The sequence below is a fragment of the Profundibacter sp. genome (genome assembly GCF_965277155.1).
Classification (GTDB): domain Bacteria; phylum Pseudomonadota; class Alphaproteobacteria; order Rhodobacterales; family Rhodobacteraceae; genus Profundibacter.
The window spans coordinates 134,467-158,344 of the sequence record NZ_CBDIBV010000004.1; the positions used below are offsets into that span (position 1 = coordinate 134,467).

25 protein-coding genes and 3 pseudogenes are annotated in these 23,878 nt (G+C 57.5%); 16 read left to right on the forward strand and 12 right to left on the reverse strand.

Annotated elements, in window-relative coordinates; translation table 11 throughout:
- Positions 1-36 precede the first annotated feature (36 nt).
- The 3 genes and pseudogenes from ACQY4M_RS02650 (at position 37) to ACQY4M_RS02660 (ending at position 2,227) form a co-directional block, all read left to right on the forward strand.
- Positions 37-1,287 (forward strand): IS256 family transposase, encoded by a 1,251-nt coding sequence (locus ACQY4M_RS02650; protein WP_428539230.1) that lies wholly within the window; start codon positions 37-39, stop codon positions 1,285-1,287.
- A gap of 31 nt (positions 1,288-1,318) precedes the next feature.
- Positions 1,319-2,098: pseudogene (locus ACQY4M_RS02655) on the forward strand (beta-1,6-N-acetylglucosaminyltransferase); the annotation flags it as partial.
- 6 nt (positions 2,099-2,104) lie between these two features.
- Positions 2,105-2,227, forward strand: coding sequence for a hypothetical protein (locus tag ACQY4M_RS02660; protein ID WP_428540462.1), 123 nt, complete (start codon positions 2,105-2,107; stop codon positions 2,225-2,227).
- A 150-nt stretch (positions 2,228-2,377) separates the two neighbouring features.
- On the opposite strand, the gene ACQY4M_RS02665 is transcribed toward ACQY4M_RS02660, so the two are convergent.
- The gene (locus ACQY4M_RS02665) at positions 2,378-3,421 is read right to left on the reverse strand and encodes an IS5 family transposase (protein ID WP_428539227.1); all 1,044 of its coding nucleotides are present in this window, start codon (positions 3,419-3,421) and stop codon (positions 2,378-2,380) included.
- Positions 3,422-3,549: 128 nt separating this feature from the next.
- Between ACQY4M_RS02665 and ACQY4M_RS02670 the strand changes: the two genes are divergently transcribed.
- Genes ACQY4M_RS02670 through ACQY4M_RS02680 form a run of 3 tightly spaced genes read left to right on the forward strand, consistent with a single transcriptional unit; the run spans position 3,550 to position 5,538 of the window.
- Positions 3,550-4,275 carry a Hint domain-containing protein gene (locus ACQY4M_RS02670; protein WP_428540465.1) on the forward strand — a complete coding sequence of 242 codons (726 nt, stop codon included), beginning with the start codon at positions 3,550-3,552 and terminating at the stop codon, positions 4,273-4,275.
- Positions 4,276-4,288: 13 nt separating this feature from the next.
- The gene (locus tag ACQY4M_RS02675) at positions 4,289-5,167 is read left to right on the forward strand and encodes a hypothetical protein (protein ID WP_428540468.1); all 879 of its coding nucleotides are present in this window, start codon (positions 4,289-4,291) and stop codon (positions 5,165-5,167) included.
- Positions 5,168-5,181: 14 nt separating this feature from the next.
- Complete coding sequence (locus ACQY4M_RS02680) at positions 5,182-5,538, forward strand: hypothetical protein (protein ID WP_428540471.1); 357 nt, start codon at positions 5,182-5,184, stop codon at positions 5,536-5,538.
- 69 nt (positions 5,539-5,607) lie between these two features.
- Here ACQY4M_RS02680 and ACQY4M_RS02685 read toward each other — a convergent pair whose 3' ends face one another.
- The 4 genes and pseudogenes from ACQY4M_RS02685 to ACQY4M_RS02700 all read right to left on the reverse strand — a co-directional run bounded on the left by ACQY4M_RS02685 (position 5,608) and on the right by ACQY4M_RS02700 (position 8,719).
- On the reverse strand, positions 5,608-6,651 hold the full coding sequence (locus ACQY4M_RS02685; protein ID WP_428539221.1) for an IS5 family transposase: 1,044 nt from the start codon (positions 6,649-6,651) through the stop codon (positions 5,608-5,610).
- A 124-nt stretch (positions 6,652-6,775) separates the two neighbouring features.
- The gene (locus tag ACQY4M_RS02690) at positions 6,776-7,240 is read right to left on the reverse strand and encodes a PTS sugar transporter subunit IIA (RefSeq protein ID WP_428540474.1); all 465 of its coding nucleotides are present in this window, start codon (positions 7,238-7,240) and stop codon (positions 6,776-6,778) included.
- A gap of 35 nt (positions 7,241-7,275) precedes the next feature.
- Positions 7,276-7,851, reverse strand: a pseudogene (hpf, locus tag ACQY4M_RS02695) (ribosome hibernation-promoting factor, HPF/YfiA family).
- Between the two features lie 70 nt (positions 7,852-7,921).
- Complete coding sequence (locus tag ACQY4M_RS02700) at positions 7,922-8,719, reverse strand: hypothetical protein (RefSeq protein WP_428540477.1); 798 nt, start codon at positions 8,717-8,719, stop codon at positions 7,922-7,924.
- A 129-nt stretch (positions 8,720-8,848) separates the two neighbouring features.
- On the opposite strand from ACQY4M_RS02700, the gene ACQY4M_RS02705 reads away from it, so the two are divergent.
- A protein-coding gene (locus ACQY4M_RS02705; RefSeq protein ID WP_428539245.1) for an IS3 family transposase occupies positions 8,849-9,981 on the forward strand; the annotation gives its coding sequence in 2 pieces (ribosomal slippage) (positions 8,849-9,101 and positions 9,101-9,981; 1,134 coding nt in all).
- Between the two features lie 38 nt (positions 9,982-10,019).
- On the opposite strand, the gene ACQY4M_RS02710 is transcribed toward ACQY4M_RS02705, so the two are convergent.
- The 5 genes from ACQY4M_RS02710 to ACQY4M_RS02730 form a co-directional block, all read right to left on the reverse strand.
- The gene (locus ACQY4M_RS02710) at positions 10,020-10,511 is read right to left on the reverse strand and encodes a hypothetical protein (protein ID WP_428540480.1); all 492 of its coding nucleotides are present in this window, start codon (positions 10,509-10,511) and stop codon (positions 10,020-10,022) included.
- Between the two features lie 21 nt (positions 10,512-10,532).
- Complete coding sequence (gene lptB, locus ACQY4M_RS02715; protein ID WP_428540483.1) at positions 10,533-11,294, reverse strand: LPS export ABC transporter ATP-binding protein; 762 nt, start codon at positions 11,292-11,294, stop codon at positions 10,533-10,535.
- A gap of 3 nt (positions 11,295-11,297) precedes the next feature.
- Positions 11,298-11,798 carry a lipopolysaccharide transport periplasmic protein LptA gene (gene lptA, locus ACQY4M_RS02720; RefSeq protein WP_428540486.1) on the reverse strand — a complete coding sequence of 167 codons (501 nt, stop codon included), beginning with the start codon at positions 11,796-11,798 and terminating at the stop codon, positions 11,298-11,300.
- 24 nt (positions 11,799-11,822) lie between these two features.
- Entirely contained in the window at positions 11,823-12,431 is a 609-nt protein-coding gene (gene lptC, locus ACQY4M_RS02725) for an LPS export ABC transporter periplasmic protein LptC (RefSeq protein ID WP_428540489.1), read from the reverse strand.
- 103 nt (positions 12,432-12,534) lie between these two features.
- Complete coding sequence (locus ACQY4M_RS02730) at positions 12,535-13,149, reverse strand: ribonuclease D (protein WP_428540492.1); 615 nt, start codon at positions 13,147-13,149, stop codon at positions 12,535-12,537.
- Positions 13,150-13,260: 111 nt separating this feature from the next.
- Between ACQY4M_RS02730 and ACQY4M_RS02735 the strand changes: the two genes are divergently transcribed.
- From ACQY4M_RS02735 to ACQY4M_RS02745, 3 genes and pseudogenes are all read left to right on the forward strand, one after another.
- A complete protein-coding gene (locus ACQY4M_RS02735; RefSeq protein WP_428540495.1) occupies positions 13,261-14,067 on the forward strand; it encodes a 3-deoxy-manno-octulosonate cytidylyltransferase in 807 nt (268 codons plus the stop codon).
- A complete protein-coding gene (gene kdsA / locus ACQY4M_RS02740) occupies positions 14,064-14,882 on the forward strand; it encodes a 3-deoxy-8-phosphooctulonate synthase (RefSeq protein ID WP_428540498.1) in 819 nt (272 codons plus the stop codon). The genes ACQY4M_RS02735 and kdsA overlap by 4 nt, the downstream gene beginning before the upstream one ends.
- An 88-nt stretch (positions 14,883-14,970) precedes the next feature.
- Positions 14,971-15,725: pseudogene (locus ACQY4M_RS02745) on the forward strand (IS5 family transposase).
- Between the two features lie 13 nt (positions 15,726-15,738).
- Here the strand turns inward: ACQY4M_RS02745 and ACQY4M_RS02750 are convergent.
- Positions 15,739-16,740, reverse strand: coding sequence for a KpsF/GutQ family sugar-phosphate isomerase (locus ACQY4M_RS02750; RefSeq protein ID WP_428540501.1), 1,002 nt, complete (start codon positions 16,738-16,740; stop codon positions 15,739-15,741).
- A gap of 33 nt (positions 16,741-16,773) precedes the next feature.
- The gene (locus tag ACQY4M_RS02755) at positions 16,774-17,565 is read right to left on the reverse strand and encodes a hypothetical protein (protein ID WP_428540504.1); all 792 of its coding nucleotides are present in this window, start codon (positions 17,563-17,565) and stop codon (positions 16,774-16,776) included.
- 76 nt (positions 17,566-17,641) lie between these two features.
- Between ACQY4M_RS02755 and ACQY4M_RS02760 the strand changes: the two genes are divergently transcribed.
- From ACQY4M_RS02760 to ACQY4M_RS02785, 6 genes are all read left to right on the forward strand, one after another.
- Entirely contained in the window at positions 17,642-18,415 is a 774-nt protein-coding gene (locus ACQY4M_RS02760) for an IclR family transcriptional regulator (RefSeq protein WP_428540507.1), read from the forward strand.
- Between the two features lie 2 nt (positions 18,416-18,417).
- Positions 18,418-19,416, forward strand: a complete 999-nt coding sequence (locus tag ACQY4M_RS02765) for a thiamine pyrophosphate-dependent dehydrogenase E1 component subunit alpha (protein ID WP_428540510.1) — start codon at positions 18,418-18,420, stop codon at positions 19,414-19,416.
- Positions 19,416-20,387, forward strand: coding sequence for an alpha-ketoacid dehydrogenase subunit beta (locus ACQY4M_RS02770; protein WP_428540513.1), 972 nt, complete (start codon positions 19,416-19,418; stop codon positions 20,385-20,387). The genes ACQY4M_RS02765 and ACQY4M_RS02770 overlap by 1 nt, the downstream gene beginning before the upstream one ends.
- Positions 20,384-22,114, forward strand: a complete 1,731-nt coding sequence (locus ACQY4M_RS02775; protein WP_428540516.1) for a thiamine pyrophosphate-binding protein — start codon at positions 20,384-20,386, stop codon at positions 22,112-22,114. Before ACQY4M_RS02770 ends, ACQY4M_RS02775 begins: the two co-directional genes overlap by 4 nt.
- 86 nt (positions 22,115-22,200) lie before the next feature.
- A complete protein-coding gene (locus ACQY4M_RS02780) occupies positions 22,201-23,241 on the forward strand; it encodes a TRAP transporter substrate-binding protein (RefSeq protein ID WP_428540519.1) in 1,041 nt (346 codons plus the stop codon).
- 72 nt (positions 23,242-23,313) lie between these two features.
- Complete coding sequence (locus ACQY4M_RS02785) at positions 23,314-23,877, forward strand: TRAP transporter small permease subunit (RefSeq protein ID WP_428540522.1); 564 nt, start codon at positions 23,314-23,316, stop codon at positions 23,875-23,877.
- Position 23,878 lies beyond the last annotated feature (1 nt).

A 23,878-nucleotide genomic window follows, 5' to 3' on the forward strand; every position in this document is an offset into this window, starting at 1 on the left:
CGCGCCGCGATTCTCAGAGAGAAAAGGATATGCCACATGGAAGACGATACTATTTTGGAGTTTACCGATCCAGCCGGAATTTCACCTGATCCGCTGACGGATATCTTGCGCAAAGGCGCGCGGGATCTGTTGGCACAGGCGGTCGAGGCCGAGGTTTGTGATCTGATGGCGCAACACGCGCATTTGAGGGATTCGGCCGGTCGCCAGCGCCTTGTTCGCCACGGATACCTGCCGGAGCGCGAGGTGATGACGGGGATCGGCCCTGTCCCGGTGAATGTGCCTCGGGTGCGTGATCGTGGCACGGGGGCGGAGAAGATCAGGTTCACCTCGACGCTTCTGCCGCCGTATCTGCGCCGGGCAAAGTCGGTCGAGGAGTTGTTGCCCTGGCTCTATCTCAAAGGTATTTCCACGGGTGATTTCGGCGAAGCACTGGCGGCCCTTCTGGGGCCTGATGCGGGTGGTTTGACATCGAGCACGATTTCGCGCCTGAAGGCGGAGTGGTGGGCAGAATACGAGCGTTGGAACCGGCGTGACCTGTCGGCCAAACGCTATGTGTATTTCTGGGCCGACGGGGTTTATTTCAAGCCGCGCACGGATGCTGACAAGCAATGCATGCTGGTGATCATCGGCGCGGACGAGTGGGGTAACAAGGATGTTCTGGGCCTCGTGGACGGGTATCGAGAAAGCAGCCAGAGCTGGCGTGAACTGCTGCTGGACTTGCAACGTCGTGGCCTCAGAAAAGCCCCTGATCTGGCCGTTGGTGATGGCGCGCTCGGCTTCTGGAACGCCTTGCGGGAGGTGTTCGGTGAGACCCGGGAGCAGCGCTGCTGGGTGCATAAAACCGGCAACGTCCTGAATGCCATGCCGAAGTCGCTGCAAGCCAAAGCCAAGGGCCATCTACAGGACATCTGGATGGCCGAGAACAAACGGGACGCCGAGGCCGCGTTCAATTTCTTCATCGAAGCCTATGGCGTGAAATACGAGCGTGCCGTGGGGAAGCTGACCAAGGACCGGGACGTGCTGCTGACCTTCTACGACTTCCCTGCCGAGCACTGGAAACACATCCGCACATCCAACCCCATCGAAAGCATATTTGCCACCGTGCGGCACCGAACGAAGAAGACCAAAGGCTGCCTCGGGCGCAAGACCGCCTTGGCAATGACCTTCCGCCTGATGATGTCGGCAAAGAAGAAATGGCGTAAACTCGACGGCGCATTCCGATTGCCGGAAATCATCGAAGGGGTTGAATTTAAGGACGGGATCAAGCAGGAAAAACATGCCGCCTGATTACTGCGTCACCAACTTTTGGGCATAGCTCCGAACTCATGGCCGCGCCGGACTGTATATGCAGAGCCGTTTCCCGGTAGACGGGCGGGAAAACGGTCTGACGGCCTCGGGATATTCGGTGCTGCAGGGGTTTGATAAACTGCTGCTGGATTTTGCACCCTGGCTAGAGAAAAACGCGGGCGTCAAGGTGCATGGCCACCTGTTTGGCCCCGAAAGGGCCGAGTTTTCCGGTGGCGGCCAGATATACAGTGGGGGCATTTCGGATTCGGCATTGGTACGGGATTATAACCCGAAATCCTTTCTGACCAATCTGATCTGGAATGCGCGCGGTGAACACCAGTGTTTCCAATACGGCCCGAACGACACGCAGGCTTTGAACTGGTTTATGGCCAAGGATCCGAATGCGCATATTTACATTATCACAGGCGCATGGGTTGTTCCGTTGTTCCATTCCAACCTGAATTTCAGTGAAATCCGCAAAGAAGCGGCCCGTTTGCAGCGGATCGAAAGCGCCCAGTTGAATGTGCTGCGCTCGCCCTATGTCAAGGCGCGGGTGCAAACGCTGAACATGTCCGAATTTGTCGAATCCCCGATGGAAGTGTTGCAAACGATCCTTGATGCAATTGGCCCGCGCAGCATGCATGCCCTGTCCGAAGTTCCAAAACTGGTGGACCTGACAGGGTTCGGGAAATTCCTGCAAAATCTGAAAAATCAGGGGATGCATCCGTATTTGATGGGCGATTTCCCGACAGATGTTTTGGGCGCCCAGAAAACACTAAAACCACGCAAGCCGTATCTGGTAAGAAAGTAATCCGTGATGTCTGACAAATTCGATTATTTCGTGATGCTTGCGGAAAAACGGACCGGTTCCAATTTTCTGTGCTCGAACCTGAACCAGTTCAAGGGCATCACCGCCCATGGCGAGGCCTTTAACCCCTAGGGAACCTCTGTAAATTCCCGTTTTCGCCTTCTTCGCGGCGGGGTGGACGGTTTTTCGCCTGTCCCGCCTGATTGCTTCGGATCATAAACCCATTTTCACCGGTTTCAAGCCGGTTTTGGGTATTTCAGGCACACCTCACCCCATGAACCCTTATCCCGGCGCCGCCAGGCCGCATTCGAACTGGACGAAGCGCTTCATGTTGTAGACCAGGTTCATCATCCCGATGCGAAATCGCGCCCGCTTCAGGCCGATGGAGCGGATCAGCTTGCCGCCCATGGAGCGCTCCTGAAAAGCGAATACATGCTCGACCCGGACCCGCACTTTCGAGCGCCTCCGGTTGGCCTTTTGCTGGCGCTCGCCAAGCGGCTTGCCGCGCCTGCCCTTGTGATGGATATGGCTGTGAAGCCCCCGCTCTTCCAGCTCGCTTTCGATCTTTTGCGAGCGATAGGCGCTGTCGGCCCACAGGTCCGATGAGGTGTTGCTCGCATCAATCAGACCGGCAAGCGCCTGGCTGTCATGCACGGCGGCATCGGTGACATCATAAGCGCGGATGAATTTGTGCCGCCGGTCGACATTGATGTGGTTCTTGTAGCCGTAATAGCTCTTGCCGTGCTTCTTCGTCCAGCGCGCATCCACGTCCTTCTGGCGCTTCTTGTGGGGTTTTTCCTCCCACTCTTCAGGCGTTTCGCCCGCCTTGATTTTCTCGTTCTCGTCCCTTTTGTTGTGCTGGCGCGGCGCCGGAACGATGCTCGCATCAACAATCTGCCCGCCCATCGCCAGATAGCCCTTTTCGCGCAGAAAGGCATCGAACTTGTCAAACAGCTCCTTCATCTTCCCGGCCCCGGCCAGCCTTTCACGGTAGGCCCAGATGGTCTTGGCGTCAGGTACGCTGTCTTCAATGCCAAGGCCGAGAAACCGCATGAACGACAGGCGGTCGCGGATCTGATACTCGATCTGATCGTCAGAGAGGTTGTAGAGCTGCTGCAAAACCATCGTCTTGAATATCAGCACCTCATCCCAAGGCGGGCGGCCAGCGTTGGATTTGCGCTGTTCGGGCGGCGTGCGCCATATGGCCTTCAGCTCGTCCCGGTAATCCTCGAACGGCACCATGTCGTTGAGCAACACCAGCGGATCACCAGATTTGTCCAGTCCCGCGTATCGGCTGGAAAGATCAAAAAATCCCATCTGACCCATGACAAAACCCCGTCGGTCGAATCATTTTCATCCTGATGACGATTCTACCCCGTCAGGCCGGATTTTGGGGGATTTTTAGAGGTTCCCTTACGATGTCATCGGTTGGCAGCCCCGGATCCTATTACGATATGGACAACAACCCGAATGACCAGTTCTCGATCAACGGTGGCGCCCCACAAACCTTTGATGGCACTGCAATCTACAATGCAACAATCACCTATATTGATGGAACGACTGCAACAATAACTGCTGTTGTTTATCAGGATGTGAACGGCAATACCTATCTGGCGCCGGAATTCTCGGCAAATGCGGATCAAACGGCTCTTGAAGCCGGGGCGATCCGCTCGATCTCTCTGGATAGTTTAGCCGGAAACAATTACTCTGGTCTGACTTCAAGCCGCGAAACCTGGAATTATGTGACCTGTTTTGTGCGCGGCACGAAGATCGAAACCGCCGATGGGCCTGTTGCTGTCGAGGACTTGAAAACAGGCGATATGGTTCGTACCGTTGATAACGGTTTACAACCATTGCGCTGGATCGGGCGACGGACTGTTCCGGCCGAAAATGCATTTGCGCCGATTCTGATCCGCAAGGGTGCATTGGGAAATACAGAAGACCTGCGTGTATCGCCCCAGCACCGGGTTTTACTATCGGGATGGCGTGCTGAAATAAATCTGGGCTTGCCCGAAGTATTGGCACCTGCCAAGTCATTGATAAATGGCGAAACAATCCTGCGAGAAACGGGGGGCGAGGTCGAATATTTCCACATCATGTTTGACCGTCACGAACTGGTCTATGCCGCCGGGATTGAATCCGAGAGCTTCCACCTATTTCATTGGCGATACCAACCGTGAAAAGCTGCATGGAATGACGCTGGAAATGCGGGAAAAGGACCCGGTTGATTTGCTGGAGCGGATGAAGGCGGACCCGAAAAATCTGGTGGGCTTCCGGTTCTTTTCCACCCATGATCCGCGAGCCTTGGCGCATTTTCTGCCGGATGAACGTTGCGGCAAAATTATCCTGACGCGTAATCCGCTGGAAAGCTATGTGTCCGAATTGATCGCCTGGTCCACCAACCAGTGGAAACTGGGGCAGGGTGATACGCGCAAGTCGGCCAAAGTGACGTTCAAACTGGATGAATATCGCAAACATGTGGCAGAGTATCAGGCCTTTCAGGTGAAGATACTGCACGAGTTGCAATGCAGCGGCCAGACGGCGTTTTACCTGTCCTACGAGGATGTGCAGGATGTTGACGTGCTGAACGGGCTGGCGCGGTTTTTAGGTGTAGACAGCCAGATCGAGGCGCTATCGACCAATTTGCGGCGGCAAAACCCCGGAAGTTTGCGCGACAAGGTGGTTAATTATGAGCAGATGGTTGAGGATCTGCAAAAAATGGATCCTTTTGACCTGACCCGCACCCCGAATTTCGAGCCGCGCCGTGGTCCTGTCGTGCCGGGCTATGTGGCGGCGGCAATTGCGCCGCTGATGTATCTGCCGATCAAGGGCGGCCCCGAGGCACAGGTTCGGGAATGGCTGAAAGGGATCGGTGGCGGTGATCTGCTGGGCGGGTTCAACCAGAAAACCCTGCGGCAATGGAAACGCAAACACAGCGGGCATCGCAGCTTTACCGTGATCCGCATCCTGTCGTGCGGGCGCATGCCGCTTTTTGCGAGCATATCCTTGAAACCGGCCCCGAAGGTTTCCCCGAAATCCGTGCGGCCCTGTTGCGTGATTATGATTTGTTGATCCCCGAAGACGGGGTGGATGAAACATACACCGCCGAGGAACATCGCAAGGCGTTTCTGGTGTTCCTTAAGTTCCTGAAGAAAAACCTGACAATGCAGACCGGCGTGCGGGTTGATCCCTCATGGGCCAGCCAGTCGCAGGCATTGCAGGGGTTTGGCCAATTCGCCCTGCCCGATATGGTTCTGCGCGAAGAGCAACTGGAACAGGGGCTGGAACAACTGGCCACACAGGTGGGCCTTGCGCCACACCCGTTGCCAGATGTGCCGGATAAACACCCCTTCCGTCTGGAGGAGGTTTATGACGCTGAAATAGAGGCGGCAACGCGCGATGCCTACCAAAGACCTCTGCATGAGGCCATGGCTTTCGGTTGAAGCAAGATTTCGGCCGCCCACCTTGCGCCCCTGCGGGTCCGGCGGACAGACGGGTGGCGGGGTTTGGGGCTATGCGATTGCGGGGGTTTGCGGGTTGAGGGTGATCCTGTTTGCGGCCTTGAGCAGGTTTTGCGCGATGGCGGCCATGACCATCTGGGCATGCACCCTGGCGCGCCCGAAATATCTCGCCCGCTGCAGGCCGAAGAGGCGTTTCATCGTGCCGAAAGTCTGCTCGATGCGGAAGCGGCGTTTCGAAATCAGCCGGTTGAAGCGTTTCTCCGATTGCCGCAGGGGGCGGCCGCGCGCTGCCTTGCGCAGGATGCCGTCGCGGTATTTGCCGCGCAGCATCTGGCGGTTGGCCTTGCTCGCATAGGCCTTGTCGGCCAGCACCCGCTGCGCCTTTGCGCCCGCGATCATGGTGGCGAATTCGGGGCTTTCGGCGGCATTGGCGGGCGTGGTGTGCACCTTGTCGATAAAGCCCTCTTCGTCGCAGCGGGCAAAGCCCTTGTAGCCGAGCGTGCTCTTGCGGCCCTTCTTGACCCAGCGGGCATCAGGGTCGGCGCTGAAATGCAGCTGTGCCCCGTCGGGTGAGACCTCGGGCGGATCATCCGGCGTCCCTTCCCTTGCCCCGTCCTCTGCCCGGTCCTGCGGGGCGTCGATATGGGTGCGCGGGCGCGCCGCCGCCGCGATCAGGGTCGCATCAATGATCGCCGCCTCAGCCTCTTTCAGCTTCAGCCCATGCGCCTCGATCTGGCGGCAGACCTCGGCCAGCAGCTCATCGTAAACGCCACCCCGGACCAGCGCATTGCGGAACCGGCAGTGGGTCGTCTCATCCGGCACCGACGCGTGCAGATCGAGCCCGCAGAACAGCATGAAATCCAGCCGCACCTTCAAGGCCCGCTCCAGCTTCGGGTCGCTCAGCCCGTGCCACTGGCCAACCAGAAGACACTTGAACAGAACCAGCGGATCATAGCCCTGAGGCCCGATCCCCGAGCGCCCCAGACCGCGCCGCAGGATCGGCAAAAACGAGTTCCAATCCATCAGCGCGTCGATCTTCGACAGAACGTCATCCGCGCCGATCCGTGCCGCCGCTTCGTGCAGGAAAAGGTCCATCTATTCACCCCAGAGATTTCCCGGCTAGCTTACCAAAACGGCCAACCCGGGGGAATCCCGATGTTATGCAGAGGTCTTTACCAGCGGGATTACATGATGTTTGGGTATAAGGCGCTAAGGTAGCCTAAGCTGCCTGCGACGCCTGTGTATCGGTCAAAAGTGTATGCAAAGTTGCAGGATCCGTATTTGCCCGCAGTTTGGCACAAATGGCACTGTCGCGCATGGTGCGGGACACAAGGGCCAGCGCCTTCAGATGCTCGACGCCGGAATCAAGTGGTGCGAACAACGTGAAAACCAGATCAACGGGCTGACGATCCACCGCATCGAAATTCAACGGTTTTTCGATACGCAAAAACGTGCCAACGACGGATTGTAAGCCAGCGATACGGGCGTGGGGCAGGGCAACACCGTGCCCGACCCCGGTTGGTCCCAGATTTTCACGATCCTGCAACGCTTTGGCTGCTTTGGCCGCGTCAATACCATGCGCAGAGGAAACGATCTCGCCCAATTGTTGGAAAAGACGCTTTTTGCTGGTTGCCTGACCGATAACGCGCACGGCGTCGGGCAAAAGAATATTCGAAAGTTCCATCTGCCTTCACTTTACTCCGCCCAAATACCTAGGGCTTATTTAGCGTCCGACGGGTCAACCCAGCCAATATTGCCGTCCTCACGGCGATAGACCACGTTAACCCCGCTATGTCCTTCGTTGCGGAAAACCAGAACCGGTGCCCCGGCCAATTCCATTTGCATCACGGCCTCGCCAACAGAAAGAGACGGTATTTTCGTCTCCATTTCAGCGATGATCATGGGCTGGAGTGTTTCAGGTTCCGATTCTTCCGAATTATCCGATCCGGCGAGGATATACGAGGAAGCACCGGAAAGTTCAACCGGTTGTGTTCGGACGCGGTGGTGGTCTTTCAGCCTACGCTTGTAACGGCGCAGCTGCTATTCCAGTTTGGCAGTACATTTTTCAAAAGCGGCATAGATTTCATGGGCATGCGCCTTGGCAGATGCGGTCAATCCGGTCGAGAGATGCATAGTTGCCTCGCAGACAAACTCGCCGGCATCGCGCGAAAAAATTATATTCGCATCTGTCGGGCGTTCTGCATATTTTCCGACAACTGCGCCAAGTTCGTCTTTGACGTGAGTCTGAAGGGCTTCACCTACATCAATCTGTTTTCCGCTGATTTGGTACCGCATCACATCTCCTTAGGGTTAAACGCTGAAATTGCCCCGCAACGCTGGCACAGAAAGGGTTTCATCCCGGTTATCAGTTCAAATGATTTCTGTGGCCCGGCGATCTGTGGGGCGCTTGCTGTGCAGCCGCGATTTTGCGGCGCACATACGATGATGGTATATTCATACATCCCCTGTATTTGGCGACAGTTCGACGGGCAATGTCAACTCCATCCGCACGTAATTTTTTAACAATCGTATCATCGGACAGGGGGGAATCGGGAGATTCCTGCTCAATCATCTGGCGAATGGTCTGTTGTACGACATAGGCCGATATTTCGCCAGAGATACCTTTTTTCAGGCCTGCGCCCAGGAAAAATGACAGCGGGTAGATGGTGCCATCCAGATCAAGATTCTTCCCGGCAATTGCCCGGCCAATGGTTGACGGATGAAGAGCCAGTTTGTCGCCAAGCGCGCGCCGTGTCAAAGGGGTCATATGATTGCTGCCATCACTGAAAAACCGATGTTGCTGGGTGACAATGGCTCTTGCAATGCGCAAAAGTGTTTCGCCCCGAAACTGGATGGCACGGATAAGGCTCTGTGCGTGATTGTATTGAGCCTCGATATATTCTTTAGCTTCGGCATCAGCTTTGGCCTGTGAATATAGGTCGGTGTCGATTGTTAGATCCGGCAAGTAGTTTTCAGATAGAGAAACCGAAATTCTGCGATTTTCGTCAATTTCGACGATAATATCTGCAACCAGCGGGCGAGAATCATAATGGTGGTGGGCAACGGGTTCGGGGGTCAGGGTTCTTAGGGTTGCTGAAAAGGTTTGTATTTGTCCTTTGGGAATGCCGAGAATGTCTGATAGTTCCGCCCATTCGCATTTCATAATGAGTTATGCCCAAAAGTTGGTGACGGCTTGATTAAGCGGCGTTTTGATGTTGCTTGATCCAGAGGTGGTCGCGGAAATTCGGACCAGTTGTTAAGGTGGATCGACTTATGAGAAAGACGATTCAAAATGACGAAACGAAAGAACCATTCTCCCGAATTCAAAGCCCGCGTTGCGCTTGAAGCAATCCGCGAGGAAATGACGATGGCGGAGCTGTCGAAGAAGTATGGTGTGCATCCAACCCAGATTGGCACATGGAAACGAGCAGCGATTGAAAACATGGCCACGGCATTTTCCAGACGGGGCCGTGATCCTGATCGGGTTGATGAAGCCCAGATTGAGAAGCTGCACTCCAAGATTGGTCAGCTGGTCGTGGAACGGGATTTTTTAGCCAACGCCTCGCAACAGTTGCTCGGGAAGCGAGGCAAAAAATGGTGAGCCGTGAGCATGATCTGAGTGTGCGACGACAATGCGGGCTACTTTCTCTGGCGCGCTCGAACCTGTATTACCAGCCAAAAGGCGAAAGTGCTGAAAATTTGCGGTTCATGACAATAATCGACAAGCAATTCTTGCAGACGCCGTGGTATGGATCACGGCAAATGGCCCGGCACATGCAGCGCCAAGGTTACAAGTGTGGTCGCCACAGGGTCCGCCGTTTGATGCGGCTGATGCGGTTGGTTCCGATCTACCAGACGCCCAACACGAGCAAGAAACATCCGCAGCATAAGATCTACCCGTATCTGCTGCGAGACCTGACGATTGATCGTCCAAACCATGTGTGGTGCGTAGATATCACCTACATTCCGATGCAGCGCGGGTTCCTCTATTTGGTCGCGATCATGGACTGGCACAGCCGCAAGGTTTTGAGCTGGAGATTGTCAAACAGCATGGAGGCAGATTTTTGCGTTGAAGCCCTGAAAGAGGCTATGGCCAAATACGGCAAGCCCGATATCATGAACAGCGACCAGGGCAGCCAGTTCACCGGGTTTGAATGGACGCAGGCGCTGAAAGAAGCCGACGTGAAAATCTCGATGGATGGCAAAGGTCGCTGGGTCGATAACCGGATGATCGAGCGGCTTTGGCGATCCTTGAAATACGAATGCATTTACCTCAACGCATTTGAAACGGGTTCGCAGACCCGCGCCGGGATCGGGAAATGGTTGGCTTACTACAACACCGAGCGCCCGCATTCCACCCACGGAATATTGACCCCGGATGAAGCCTATGACAGAAAAACAAAACCAATGAGTTTGGCAGCCTAAATGAAACCCTGATCCATCTTAAACTGGCTGCTGACTGGTCAAAAAAGTGGGACCACCTCTATTTGCAACAATAGGCATTCAGTCAGATTGCGGGCCCCCACGCCGGTAGGTTCGCAAGACTGGATTGCCTGAATGGCTGTGTCGATATCGGCTTCGGTAACACCCAGTGTCTGTGCGGTCTCGGGGATGTCTGTTTCCAGATAACCTATATCGGACAAGTCACCGGTTAAATAGCTGGCAATATCGCGTATCAGAGCAGGCAAGGACATTGTTGCCAGTTGGCGCCGGATGGATTCACCCAGTGTAAGCATTTCGGCAACCGTATTCAGGGCAACATCATATGTGCTGGGGCTTTGTTTGGTTTTGCGCGGCGAACCAATGACCAGCAGCGGGTTTTCCAATGCTTCAGTATGTATTTGCTCGATCAGATCCGCCGCTGGAAGGCGCAGCAAGGTAAGCGACTGGCGCAACTCTGGTGTCAAGGCCAGGGTTTGGGTTAGCTTCAGGGACAGGGTGGGTTTTAATGCCATGTCTTGCCCTTGTTGACAGGGTCAGGAGACCCGGAAATTTTGTCCCAGATAGACGCGTTTGACGTTTTCATCTTTGACCACCTCATCGGTGGTGCCGCTCATCAATACTTTGCCATCATGTATGATATAGGCGCGTTCCACGATTTCCAGCGTTTCGCGCACGTTGTGGTCGGTGATCAGCACGCCGATGCCACGGGTTTTCAGTGCCGCCACCAGTTCGCGGATTTCACCAACCGCGATCGGATCGACCCCGGCAAAGGGTTCGTCCAGCAACAGGTATTTCGGATTGGCAGCCAGACAGCGGGCAATCTCTACGCGGCGGCGTTCACCACCTGATAGTGACAGTGCCGAGGCGCGGCGCAAGTGCTCTATTGAAAAATCACCCAGCAATTCTTCCAACCGTTCGCGGCGTTTGTGGCGGTCGCGCTCGGATATTTCAAGAATTGCCAGAATATTGTCTTCGACGCTTAGTCCGCGGAAAATGGAGACCTCTTGTGGCAGATACCCGATCCCCAGTTTGGCACGGCGATACATTGGCAGCATGGTTACATCGCGCCCGTCGATCATCACCTGCCCGCCTTCGGGCGTGATCAGGCCGGCGATGGCATAGAAACAGGTGGTTTTCCCCGATCCGTTCGGCCCCAGCAACGCAACGACCTCGCCCCGCCCCAGATCAATGCTGACGTCACGAATAACCGGCCGCTTGCGATAGCTTTTACGCAGTTTGCGGATTTGCAAGCCGCCGGTGCCATCGGCAACTGTCAGATCGGGGGCCTGTGACATAGATCAGTTCCCGCCGGTTTGCAGGATGGATTTAACGCGACCCTCTAGCGTGGCCAGCCCTGTGTTCAGGTCAACCACCATCTTGTTTGACGACAGCGCGCTTTGCCCCTGTGTCAGGATCACATTGCCGGTCATCACGATATTGCCTGTATCAATGGAATATACCGCATCTGCTGCTTCCGCCGCCTCGGCACCATTCACCAGAACCACATTGCCGGTTGCATGCATCTTGGAAATCTTGCGCGGTCCGTCACCGGTGGAATACACCACAACAACGCGGTCGGCCGACAGGCGCATGGTGCCTTGGCCCACCTCCACATTGCCACTGAACACAGCCGAGCCGTCCTCTTGGTTGATCTGCAACGTATCCGAGGAAACCTCGACCGGCTGGGTCGAATCATGTTTCAGCCCGCCAAACGCCACCTGGGTGCTCTGGGCTGTGGCGATTGCCGGTGTCAGAACCAGCAATAGCGCCATGAAAACTGCGCGAATATTGGTAAACATCATTTCCCCTCGAAATTCGGGCGACTAGCCTTTGGGATCGTATACCAGCTTCACCCCACCCTTGAAAACCAGAAGATGCGCGCCTTTTGCGCCATTTTGGCGTTCCAGCAGCATTTGTCCGGCTTCCAGCGTGCCCAAGGGGCCTGTGGTGGTGACTGTGCCATCGGTTTGGGCGCGGGTTTCGTTCAGCGCGGCCGTCAGGCCCGAGGTGTTGATCACATAACCTGTCGAGGTTTCGATCCGCACCCCGCCTTGCAGGGTGACAACCTGTTGGCCGGTATCAATCACCCCGTTGTCCGAGGCAATGTCAATCCGCCCACCAGTGGCATCCTCGATCGTGGTGGTCAGGTCGGTGGCGGTGATTATGTCGGGATTGTCGGGGTCGGGGCGGGCCGAATTGGCAATGATCGCGATCGCCGAGCCATCTTCCGTTACACCGGCATAATTCGGTGCGCCGATCCGTTGTTCGCGGGCCAGACCTTCGACATCGACCTTGGCATAGGGGATCGACAGCGATGGGTCGATGTTGCGCGAAAGCAGGAACAACGTTGACAGGATGCCCAGCGCGACGATGGGCAGGATCACCTTGGTCCAGGCAATAAACCGAGAATAGCTGTTGTCGTAAGTGGTCATGCGGGAACCGTGCCAGAATAACGGTGTCGGGCCAAGGGAATTGCAAAAAGCATAGGCGATGCACCGCCGATGTGTTCACGCCCGTGCGGCGGCATATGGCGCATTACGAATGGGCGAAAATGTCTATTTCGGGCCAGCCTACAAGGTCCAGATTGGCGCGCATCGGCAGGAAATCGAAACAGGCCTGCGCAATTTCCATCCGCCCTTCGCGTTCCAGACGTTTGTTCAACTCTTCCCGAAGACGGTGCAGATACAACACATCCGAGGCCGCGTAATCGATCTGGGCCTTGGTCAGTTCTGCCGCCCCCCAGTCCGAGCTTTGCTGGTATTTGGAAATATCCACGCCCAGCAATTCCTGCAGCAGGTTCTTTAGCCCGTGCCGGTCGGTATAGGTACGGACCAGCCGCGAGGCGATTTTGGTGCAATAAACGGGGGCTGTGACGGTACCGAAGGCATTTTGCATCGCGGCAATGTCAAACCGGCCAAAATGAAACAGCTTCAGAACATTCGAATCGGCCAGCATCCGGCACAGGTTCGGCGCCTTTGTCTGGCCTTTGGCGACCTGTACCAGATGGGCGTTGCCGTCGCCGCCGGACATTTGCACCAGACACAGGCGGTCGCGCATCGGGTTCAGACCCATGGTTTCGCAATCAATCGCAACGATCGGGCCAAGGTCCAGATCATCGGGCAGGTCGTTTTGGTATAAGTAATTGGCCACGGTATATCCCTTATGTTCGTTGTCAGGGTGTTACACAGAAAAACGGCGCGCTTCCAGCGCGAACCGCATTTTTTGCTTGGCCCTGCCGCGCGGATAACGCATCACGGGGGTATGAATGATAAAGTGATCATAGTTATCCCCGCCCGCTATGCCTCGACCCGCTATCCGGGCAAACCGCTGGCCCCGCTGAAAGGGGCCACAGGCAAGGCCAAGCCGCTGATCGAACGCAGTTGGGACGCGGCCAAGGCTGTGGCTGGAGTATCCGAGGTCTATATCGCCACCGATGACGCCGGTATTGCCCGCGAGGCAGAACGGTTCGGCGCAAAGGTTCTGATGACCGGCGAGGATTGCGCCAACGGCACCGAACGGGTGGCCGATGCGCTGCAGCATCTGCCCGATCTGCCCGACATCGTGGTCAACCTGCAAGGCGACGCGCCGCTGACCCCGTCGTGGTTTCTGTCCGCACTGATTGACGAGATGCGCGACAATCCCGATGTGCAGATGGCCACGCCGGTGTTGCGTTGTGATGGTGAAATGCTGGCCAACCTGCGCGAGGACCGGCGCAATGGTCGCGTCGGCGGCACCACGGCGGTGTTCGATGTGAACCATGATGCGCTGTATTTCTCGAAAGAGGTCGTGCCCTATACCGATGACAGCTACAACGCCCAGACCATGACGCCCGTGTTCCACCATGTCGGCGCCTATGCCTATCGCCCCGCCACGCTAAAGGCCTATCATGATTGGGGCGTTTGCGAGTTGGAGCAACTGGAGGGGCTGGAGCAGTTGCGTTTCCTGCAACGCGGCGTGCGTGTGCGCTGTGTTGAAGTCGAGGCGCGCGGCACAGTATTCTGGGAATTGAACAACCCGACCGACGTTGAGCGGATCGAGGCCGAATTGAAAAGAAGAGGTGTGGAATGAAAACTGTAACCGTAGGACAGGTCGAATTTTCCAATGGCGCGCCTTTTGTGCTGATCGCTGGGCCGTGTCAGTTGGAAGGGCTGGATCACAGCCGCAGGATTGCCGAAACCCTGACCGGGCTGTGTTCCGATCTGGACATTCCTTTGGTGTTCAAAGGCAGCTTTGATAAGGCCAACCGCACCAGCCTGTCTGGCAAGCGGGGTCTGGGAATAGATGAAGGGCTTTCGATCCTGGCGAAAATCAATGCCGAATTCGGCTGCCCCACCCTGACCGATGTGCACGACATCCCGCAATGCGCGGTGGCGGCGCAGGCGGCGGACATCATCCAGATCCCCGCATTTTTGTGCCGTCAGACCGATCTGTTGCTGGCCGCTGGTGAAACCGGCGCGGCAATCAATGTGAAAAAGGGGCAGTTTCTGGCGCCGAACGATATGGTCAATGTCTCGGATAAAATCGCCAGCACGGGGAATGAGCGTATCCTGCTGACGGACCGTGGCACATCCTTTGGCTATAACATGCTGGTCAGCGATTTTCGCAGTCTGCCTATTATGGCCGAAACCGGCTATCCGGTGGTGTATGACGCCACCCACTCGGTCCAATTCCCCGGCGGGCAAGGCGGATCAAGCGGCGGCAAGCGTGAATACGCCCCGCCACTGGCCCGCGCGGCTGTGGCTGTGGGTTGCGCCGCGATTTTCGTTGAAACCCACCCTGATCCAGATCACGCGCCCAGCGACGGGCCGAACATGGTGGTGCTGGACCAGATGGGCGAGATGCTGACGCAGCTAAAGGCGATTGATACGCTGATGAAGGGCTAGATCAGGCTCTAGGGTTAAAACCCAATCAACCTGTTGATTTTGCGATATGTGTCTGATTCACTGCGGGAAAACGAGCCGGAGGTGGATGATGACGGAAGGGTTTTGGCTCTCGGATCAAGCGTGGGCGGCGATCAAACCGCTGTTGCCGCACAATCAACCGGGCGCGCGCAGGAAAGATGACCGACGGGTGATCAGCGGGATCATCCATGTTCTGAAGTCGGGCTGTCGCTGGAAGGACTGCCCGCGCGAATACGGCCCGCCGACGACCATCTACAACCGGTTCAACCGCTGGAGCCGGCGTGGACTGTGGCAGAAGATTTTCGCGGAGTTGGTCGGACAGGCGGAAATCCCACACGAACTGAGTATCGATTCCACTGCCGTTCGGGCGCATCGCTCGGCGCATGGCGGAAAAGGGGGGCGAAGATTCACTGCATCGGGCGCTCGCGTGGCGGGCCCACGACGAAAATACACGCGTTGACAGATGGTTACGGGCGCATTGCCGCGTTCAGTCTGACCCCCGGAAACATTGCCGACATCTCGGCTGCCCCTGCTCTGCTGGCAACCATGCCCGCACCACGCCGCCTGCTCGGCGACCGGGGCTATGATGCAAACAGCCTGCGCGCAACTCTTGCGCGGGCCGGAACAGAGGCCGTCATCCCCTCCACCCGATCCCGAAAACGCCCCATCCCCCATGATGTGCAGGCTTATCGCGCTCGCAACCTGATCGAACGCGCCTTCTGCCGCCTCAAGGATTTCCGCCGCATTGCCACCCGCTATGACAAACTGGCTCAAAACTTCCTGTCAGCCGTCGCTATCGCTGCCTTTATCCTGTGGTGGACTTGATTGAGTCTCGACCCTAGGCCACGCCCATCTGCAACAGTTGATGCACCGTAATCAGCCCCACGGGCCGGTCTGCTTGCATCACAAAAGCTGCCGTAATCCGTTTGGTCTGCATCACATTCAGAGCGCGGGCGCACAGGCGGTCTGGATCAATCGTGATCCCGCCTTTGGTCATCAGGGCTTCGGCCCTGGCCTCGCCGATCACCGATTGCAGAGTGCCCGAGGCATTGCTTTCCAGATAACGCCGGATATCGCCATCGGTGATCACACCGGCAAGGCTGCCGTCAGGATTCTGCATCCCGACAATGCCGAACCCCTTGGCGGAAATTTCGCTGATCACCTCGATCACCGGCACGTCCAGCGGCACCAGCGGCAATTCATCCCCCTTGTGCATGATATCGCGCACCGGCATCAGGGCCGAGCCCAGCTTGCCGCCTGGATGGAAATTGCGGAAACTTTCCTCGGTAAAGCCGCGCATTTGCAGCAGCGTCACCGCCAGCGCATCGCCCATCGCCAGTTGCAGCAGAGTCGATGTGGTCGGGGCAAGGTTATGCGGGCAGGCTTCGGCGGCCCTAGGCAGAACCAGCGGGAAGCGGGATTTGCTGGCCAGTGTGCTGCCAACCCGCCCCGTGATGCCGATGATCGGCACGTCAAAGCGGATGCCATAGGCGATGATGTCGGCCATTTCCTTGGTCTCGCCAGACCATGAAAGCAGCAACAGAACATCGTCATTCTGGATCATCCCCAGATCGCCGTGGCTGGCCTCGGAGGCATGCACGAAAAACGCAGGCGTGCCTGTAGATGCGAATGTCGCCGCCAGTTTGCGGGCGATATGGCCGCTTTTGCCGATGCCCGACAGGATCAGCCGGCCTTTCATGTTGAAAATCAGATCGGCGGCACCGGCAACGGCGGTAGACAGGTCGGGGCTGCTCAAAGCCTCTTGCATCTGGCCAAGGCCGTTCTGGAAATGGGTCAGCGCCTGGGCGACCGAGGAAAGCGGATCAACTGTTTTTTTCATGGGAAAACCGATAGCCGTTGCGCGGCGCACTGTCTAGCCAAGGGTGGTAAGCCATGCGGCCAGCGGGGTGTCTATTTCTGCCCCATGCGCCTGTGCGGCATCATTCAAGGCCGAAATCACGCCGGTTTCCAGCGCCGATTTTGCGTTGCCAATGCGGGCGGTCAGGCAGGACACGGTGACGGCGGCAATATTGCGCACCTCCAACGCGGGCAGGCGGCTGATGCCGATGTTGCCCTTGCCAAAACCCGCGTCATTGAACACGGCAATGCGCACGGGAGCCTTTATGGCGCGGGCCGGGTTGCCGCCGATCAACCCGCCGTGCGAGCCGGTGATCACAATCTTGCCGCTGTCTTGCGGCCCAACCAGAGAGGCCGAGTCGAGCAATTCCACCGATACCGCGCCGATATGAACCGACTGGTGGGCCTCGGGATAGGGGGGTAGTTTGCCCTGCGGCATGGGGGCGTTTTCAAGCAGGGAAACGGCTGTGTCAACCGGCGTCCCCACCGCGATCCCTAATGTTTCGGCCACGGTATTCACCACGCTGATCACCCCGTTTGCCAAGGTATCCGCCGCCGACCCGATCTCGCAGCTTTGGCAATCCACCCCCGCCGCGGCCATGCCCGTATCAGCTAGCGCCAGCACACCGGCAACGCCTGCCTGTTCCAGCCCGATCCCCGCGTCATTGAACAATACCGCCCGCGCCCCCGCGTCCGAGGCAACCGCTGCCGGATACATCCCCCCGTGTGATCCGCTGACCACGATCTGCCCTGCGGTCGTCGTTGTTGCATCGGTGATGGAATCCAGAAGCTGTATTTTATCCGTCATGGTTCTTGACTCGTTGGTTGAATTAATTGCACGTTAACAGAACGATTTGTTCCGATAAACGGAATTATGGTGGGGAATGACAGAAATAGCGGCAATAACCGGTTCAATCGCCCGCGCGGCGCGGATCATTGATGTGCTGACGGCGGCCCCCGAAGGGCTGGCGCTGAACCAGATTGTTGAACGTAGCGAGTTCTCTAAAACCACAGCATTCCGTGTGCTCGCCAATATGCAGGATGTCGGGTTCATCTATCAGGATCCAGAAAGCCGCCGCTACCTGTTGGGTCACAAGCTGGCCCATATCGCGCAGGTGGCGACGCGGTCGAACATTGCAGGCATGGCACAGCGCGGCATGGAGCGGCTGGCCAAATTGTCCGAAGACACGGTGTTCCTGTCGGTGCCCGAAGGGGCGGCGGCGATCTGTGTTGCGCGGGCCACTGGGGCATTCCCGATCAGAACTCTGACCTTGAACATCGGTGACCAGCGACCTCTGGGCGTGGGCGCCGGGGCCTTGGCGCTGTTTTGCGCGATGGGGGACGAAAAACGCGAGGCGGTGTTGCGGGTGAACCGCAACTGGATGGCGGAATACGGGATCAAGGAACAGGATTTGCAGGCCAGCTATGACGATTACGTTGCCAATGGCTATGCCGCCAATATTGGCCGGATCGTAGCGGGCACCAGTGCTGTCGCGGTGCCGGTGATCACCCGCAGCAAACAGGTGGTCGGTGCGCTGGCCTTTGGCGCGATTGACGCCCGCATGACAAAAGAACGGATTGAAACGGTATTGGTGCCGGCACTGCGCAAAGAAGCGGAATTGCTGGCCCGTCGGATGGACGAAATGGAGCAGGGATAGGAATGACCACCGCAGACCATAACACCAGACGCGCCCGCGATTTGCTGGCGATGATGGAACGCATCCGCGCCTTCGAGGAACAGGCCTGTCTGGCCGCCGAACGCGATAAACTGGTGCTGGGGGCGATCCACCCGTCTATCGGGCAGGAAGGGGTTGCCGTGGGTGTGATGTGTAACTTCAACCGCGACGATATGCTGCTGTCGACCCATCGCGGGCATGGGCACACCTTGGCCAAAGGGGCCGATCCGCTGGCGATGATGCGCGAATTGCTGGGGCGCGAGGGCGGCTGTTGCGGCGGCAAGGGCGGCTCGATGCATATTGCCGATTTCGGGGTCGGGATGCTGGGGGCGAACGGCGTTGTCGGGGCGAATATCACCATTGCGGCGGGGGCGGCGCATGGGTTGAAATTGCAGGGCAGTGACCGGATTGTTGTGGATATTTTCGGCGATGGCGCGATCAATCGCGGGCCTTTCCTTGAGGGGGTGAACTGGGCCTCGGTGTTTGACCTGCCAATCCTGTTTGTTTGCGAGGACAACCAGTATTCCGCCACCACCAGAACATCGTCCGTCACCGGCGGGCCGGGGGCCGCGGCGCGCGCGCAATCGCTGGGCCTGCGGGCGACAACGGTGGATGGCAACGATGCCGAAGCCGTGGCCGATGTAACGGCTGAAATCACCGCCCGCATCCGCGCGGGTGGCGGGCCGGAAATGCTGCACGCGATCACCTATCGGCGCACCGGTCACACATCCTTTGATCCTGCCGGATACCGCCCGAAAGGCGAATCCGAACACGAGGCCAAGACCAATGATCCGATTGCACGCCAACGTGCAGTTCTGGCGGGTATGGGGCTAAGCACGGACGAGCTGGATGCGATCCACGCCGCCGCGCAATCCGAAATGGTGCAGGTTCTGGCCGATGCCGCCGCCACCCCTTTCCCCGCTGATGAAATGGCCTTGCAGGATGTTCAGGACATCGGCAGCCCCGCGCAGGAGGCTTACTGATGGTGAAAATGACATTCGTCGAGGCCAGCCGCGAAGCGCTGCGCGAAATGATGCGTGAGGACGAAACCGTCTGGTGCGTGGGAGAGGATCTGGGGCGTGGCTCGGTCTTTGGGCAATACCTTGGTTTGCAGGATGAATTCGGCCCCGACCGTGTGGCCGACACCCCGATCTCCGAAGCCGCCATCATGGGTGCTGCCTTTGGTGCTGCGATGGTGGGTACGCGGCCCGTGGTAGAGATGCGGTTTTCCGATTTCGCGCTGTGTGCGACCGACGAATTGGTGAACCAGATCGCCAAGGCGCGGTTCATGTTCGGCGGCCAGTCCCGCGCGCCGATGGTCATTCGCAAACCGATCGGTTTGTGGCGCTCCTCGGCCGCGCAACATTCGCAATCGCTGGAAAGCTGGTATGTGCATATCCCCGGTCTGGTGGTGGTCTGCCCCGCCACGCCGCAGGACAATTATTCGATGATGAAGGCCGCGATCCGTTGTGATGATCCGGTGGTTTATCTGGAACATAAAAACATCTGGGGGATGGGAGGCGAGGTTGATACGTCGCTTGAGGTTAAGCTGGGCAAAGCGGCGCTGCGCCGACTTGGCACGGATGTGACGCTGGTCAGCTGGTCCGACACCGCAAACCTGTGCGCTCAGGCAGCGGAAACACTCGCGGGGCAAGGGGTGGATGCAGAAGTGATCGATCTGCGCAGCCTGTGGCCATGGGACAAGGAAGCGGTGATTTCATCGGTTCGTAAGACCGGCCGTCTGGTCGTGGCGCATGAATCGGTGGCCGTGGGCGGCTTTGGCGCCGAAGTGGTGGCAACAGTGGTGGAACAAGCGGGCGATGCCCTGCGCGGCCCCGTTCGCCGTTTGGGCGCGCCGCGTTCACTGGTCGCTTATGCGCCCAACCTCGAAGATAAAATGCGCGTGACCGAAGAGATGATCGTCACAGCGGCAAAGGAGACACTGGGCAAATGAGCAATATCGAAATAACCGGTGGCGAAGCCATCGCCCGCATGTTGCTGGCCCATGACGTGGGTCCGATGTTCGGCATGGGCGGGTTTCAATTGTTGCCGTTCTATGATGCGGCGCGGCGGCTGGGGCTGAACCACAACCTGATCAATGACGAACGCTGCGCGGTGTTCGCGGCGGATGCCTATGCCAAGGTGTCAAACCGTGTCGGGCTGGTGGATGCCACGCTGGGGCCGGGGGCAACGAACCTTGTGACCGGTCTGGTCGAGGCGCTGAATGCGGGATCACCCATCGTGGCGATTATTGGTGACGCCAACCGCGATCACGCGGGCAAGAATATGACGCAGGAAACCGATCAGGTGACCATCCTGCGCCCCGCCTGCAAGGAACTGCTGCGGGTGGAAACGGTGGCGCGGATACCCGAGCTGATCCGGCGGGCGTTCATGCTGGCCACATCTGGGCGTCCTGGTCCGGTGGTAGTGTCGGTGCCCGAAGATGTGGCGCATGGCGTGCTGGAGTTTAACGAGGCCGATTTCGTGGCCGATCCGGCGCATTGCCAGATACCGGCGATCCGCTGCCGTCCCGATGCGGACGGGGTGGTTGAGGCAGCAAAAATGCTGGCCGCTGCGAAACGCCCGATGATGCTGGTTGGGGGCGGGATACATCTGTCCGGCGCGCAAACGGCGGTGACAGAACTGGCCGAGGCTTGCGGTATTCCCGTGGCCCATACATTGACCGGCAAGGGTGCGATTGCCTGCAACAATCCGCTAAGTGCGGGGTTGTTCGGGCGCTATGACCGGATTGCGAATGACCTGATTGCCAAAAGCGATTGCTTGTTGGTGGTCGGCTGTAAACTGGGTGAAATCGCCACCAAGCGATACACTATTCCGGCTGCTGGTGCGCGGGTGATCCATCTGGATTCCGTGGCCGAAGAAATGGGTCGCACCTATCAACCCACCCTGCGCCTGTGGGGCGATGCCAAGGCGGGGCTACAGGACATCACGGCGGCGCTGGCTGCAAATGCAGCCGCGCAAAAGGCCAGCCGCGCCGAGTATCTGGCGGAAATCCCTGCGGCGATGGAAGCGTGGCGGCAGGATGTATCGGAACGGCTTTATTCCGACGAATCCCCCGTCCATATGGCGCGCCTGATCACCGAGATCAACAAAGCCCTGCCTGCTGACGGCTATCTGATCGCCGATGGCGGCTTTGCGGCCCATTGGGGCGGCCTGTTGTTTGACACCAAGAAATCAGCGCGTTCCTTTGTACCGGATCGCGGTTTTGCCAGCATCGGATACGGGTTGCCCGGTGCGATGGGGGCGCAACTGGCCGCGCCGGATGCGGTTGTTGTCGGGCTGACCGGTGACGGCGGTTTCAACATGGTGCTGGGCGAATTGGAAACCGCGCGGCGCATGGGGCTGGGGCTGACCGTGATCGTGGTGAACAATGCGGCGTCTGGCTACGTCAAGGCGCTGCAACATCTGATGTATGGCGAGGGGAATTACCAATCCTCGGACCTTTCGGAAACCGATTATGCAAATGTGGCACAGGCAATGGGCTGTCACGGAATTCGTGTGGAAACGCCCGATGATCTGGCCCCTGCATTGGCTGCTGCATTTGCGGAAAAAGGGAGGCCAACGGTGATTGACGTGATGGTCACGCGCGATCCGTCGCGTATGTTGCCGGCAGTCGATAACCGCACAGTGAAAATCAAGAAGGGCGATCGGGTTGCCTGACAAAAACCGAAAATAACAGACGGGGCAAACCCCGCTTTCATCATTCGCCAACCGGTATGGGTTGGCATCAATAGGGAGACTAAAACATGAAAAAACTTTTTAGTGCGACACTTGTAGGCGCGGCAATGACGCTGGCCACGGTCAGCGGTGCTTCGGCTGATACGGTACGGCTGAAAATGGGCTCGACCTTTCCTTCGGGGCTGGTGCAACTGGGCACGTTGGGCAAGCAGCTGGAAACCAATATCAATGTAACATCCGGCGGAAGCATTCAGGTCAAAATGTTCGAACCGGGTGCGCTGGTGCCCGCGCTGGAACTGTTTGACGCGATCAAATCCGGCGCGGTTGATTCAGGCTGGTCCGCACCGGGGTATTGGGCGGGTAAGGAACCTGCCGTGACATTGTTCACCACTGTTCCTTTCGGGCCATCAGCGGGTGAATACCTTGGCTGGATGTATTATGGCGGCGGCGAGGAAATGATGCAGGAGATCTACGCGCGTCATAATATCCACGTCAACGTCTGCGGCATCATCGCCCCCGAGGCTTCGGGCTGGTTCCGCGAGCCGATCAATTCGGTTGATGACCTGAAGGGTTTGAAAATGCGTTTCTTTGGTCTGGGTGCCAAGGTGATGCAGAAACTGGGGGTCGATACACAGCTACTGGCGGCGGCCGACATCTATCCGGCGCTGGAACGCGGCGCGATTGATGCGACCGAATTTTCCATGCCCGCGATTGATCTGAAGCTGGGCTTTTATCAGGTTGCCAAGCATTACTATTTCCCCGGTTGGCACCAGCAGTCCACGTTCCTTGAATTCATGGTCAACATGGACAAGTGGAACGCGATGGATGATCAGCAGCACGCTGTGATCGAAACTGCCTGCAAGGCAAATGTCGCAATGGGTCTGGCCGAAGGCGAGGCTATTCAGGCCAAAGCCCTGAAAGAGCTTGTCGATAAAGGCGTGACCCTGCACCGCTGGACAGACGATGAACTGGCTGTTTTTGAGGGAAAGTGGAACGAGGTTGCCGCCGAACAAGCCGCGGACAACGAAGACTTTGCACGCGTCTGGGCATCCCTTCAGGCCTATCGTGACGAGTACAAGCTTTGGGCCGAGTACGGGTATCTGAAGTAAGAGCCAAGACTGCGCGGCCCTGTTCCAAAGGCGGGGTCGCGCACCTTTTTCACGGTAAGGGGCAGATATATCATGCGGGCATTGTTGAAACTAAGTGCGGCGTTTGACGGGTTTTTGACCATGATCGCGCGCATCTTCAAATGGGCAGGGCTGCTGCTGGTTCTGACCGTCTGCTATGATGTTGGCACGCGGTATTTCGGGGTGCCAAAACCGTTTGGCCTGAATTCTACCAAAGTGCAGGAATCCGAATACTGGCTGCATTCCTACTTTTTCACAATGATGTTGGGATATGCCCTGATAAAGGGCAACCATGTGCGTATTGATTTATTGCGCGACAGGTTTTCCATGCGTGGAAAATATTGGGTTGAAATCCTTGGGCTTGTGCTGTTCCTGCTGCCGTTTGTCGGCATTGCCGGATACTATTCGGCAGCTTATACCCACACGTCTTTTCTGGAACATGAAATATCGAAATCCATTATCGGCCTGCCCTACAGCTGGGCCTTGAAAGTCAGCCTTCCTATCATGTTTGCCCTGATCGGCATTGCGGGTGTTTCGCAACTGATCAAAGCGGTTGCCGGTCTGCGTGGGCAATTGCCGCCCGATCAGGCCGCCGAAATGCTGGGCGAGGAGATATAAC

What these genes read in the sequence shown, in the direction of transcription:
- lptB (WP_428540483.1), bottom strand. Translation starts at nt 11,294, where the DNA reads ATGTCACAGGCCCCCGATCTGACAGTTGCCGATGGCACCGGCGGCTTG.
- lptA (WP_428540486.1), bottom strand. Translation starts at nt 11,798, where the DNA reads ATGTTTACCAATATTCGCGCAGTTTTCATGGCGCTATTGCTGGTTCTG.
- ACQY4M_RS02660 (WP_428540462.1), top strand. Translation starts at nt 2,105, where the DNA reads ATGTCTGACAAATTCGATTATTTCGTGATGCTTGCGGAAAAACGGACC.
- ACQY4M_RS02735 (WP_428540495.1), top strand. Translation starts at nt 13,261, where the DNA reads ATGAATGATAAAGTGATCATAGTTATCCCCGCCCGCTATGCCTCGACC.
- ACQY4M_RS02760 (WP_428540507.1), top strand. Translation starts at nt 17,642, where the DNA reads ATGACAGAAATAGCGGCAATAACCGGTTCAATCGCCCGCGCGGCGCGG.
- ACQY4M_RS02785 (WP_428540522.1), top strand. Translation starts at nt 23,314, where the DNA reads ATGCGGGCATTGTTGAAACTAAGTGCGGCGTTTGACGGGTTTTTGACC.
- kdsA (WP_428540498.1), top strand. Translation starts at nt 14,064, where the DNA reads ATGAAAACTGTAACCGTAGGACAGGTCGAATTTTCCAATGGCGCGCCT.
- ACQY4M_RS02650 (WP_428539230.1), top strand. Translation starts at nt 37, where the DNA reads ATGGAAGACGATACTATTTTGGAGTTTACCGATCCAGCCGGAATTTCA.
- ACQY4M_RS02665 (WP_428539227.1), bottom strand. Translation starts at nt 3,421, where the DNA reads ATGGGTCAGATGGGATTTTTTGATCTTTCCAGCCGATACGCGGGACTG.
- ACQY4M_RS02780 (WP_428540519.1), top strand. Translation starts at nt 22,201, where the DNA reads ATGAAAAAACTTTTTAGTGCGACACTTGTAGGCGCGGCAATGACGCTG.
- lptC (WP_428540489.1), bottom strand. Translation starts at nt 12,431, where the DNA reads ATGACCACTTACGACAACAGCTATTCTCGGTTTATTGCCTGGACCAAG.
- ACQY4M_RS02700 (WP_428540477.1), bottom strand. Translation starts at nt 8,719, where the DNA reads ATGAAATGCGAATGGGCGGAACTATCAGACATTCTCGGCATTCCCAAA.
- ACQY4M_RS02765 (WP_428540510.1), top strand. Translation starts at nt 18,418, where the DNA reads ATGACCACCGCAGACCATAACACCAGACGCGCCCGCGATTTGCTGGCG.
- ACQY4M_RS02690 (WP_428540474.1), bottom strand. Translation starts at nt 7,240, where the DNA reads ATGGAACTTTCGAATATTCTTTTGCCCGACGCCGTGCGCGTTATCGGT.
- ACQY4M_RS02670 (WP_428540465.1), top strand. Translation starts at nt 3,550, where the DNA reads ATGGACAACAACCCGAATGACCAGTTCTCGATCAACGGTGGCGCCCCA.
- ACQY4M_RS02755 (WP_428540504.1), bottom strand. Translation starts at nt 17,565, where the DNA reads ATGACGGATAAAATACAGCTTCTGGATTCCATCACCGATGCAACAACG.
- ACQY4M_RS02710 (WP_428540480.1), bottom strand. Translation starts at nt 10,511, where the DNA reads ATGGCATTAAAACCCACCCTGTCCCTGAAGCTAACCCAAACCCTGGCC.
- ACQY4M_RS02685 (WP_428539221.1), bottom strand. Translation starts at nt 6,651, where the DNA reads ATGGACCTTTTCCTGCACGAAGCGGCGGCACGGATCGGCGCGGATGAC.
- ACQY4M_RS02675 (WP_428540468.1), top strand. Translation starts at nt 4,289, where the DNA reads ATGACGCTGGAAATGCGGGAAAAGGACCCGGTTGATTTGCTGGAGCGG.
- ACQY4M_RS02750 (WP_428540501.1), bottom strand. Translation starts at nt 16,740, where the DNA reads ATGAAAAAAACAGTTGATCCGCTTTCCTCGGTCGCCCAGGCGCTGACC.
- ACQY4M_RS02775 (WP_428540516.1), top strand. Translation starts at nt 20,384, where the DNA reads ATGAGCAATATCGAAATAACCGGTGGCGAAGCCATCGCCCGCATGTTG.
- ACQY4M_RS02770 (WP_428540513.1), top strand. Translation starts at nt 19,416, where the DNA reads ATGGTGAAAATGACATTCGTCGAGGCCAGCCGCGAAGCGCTGCGCGAA.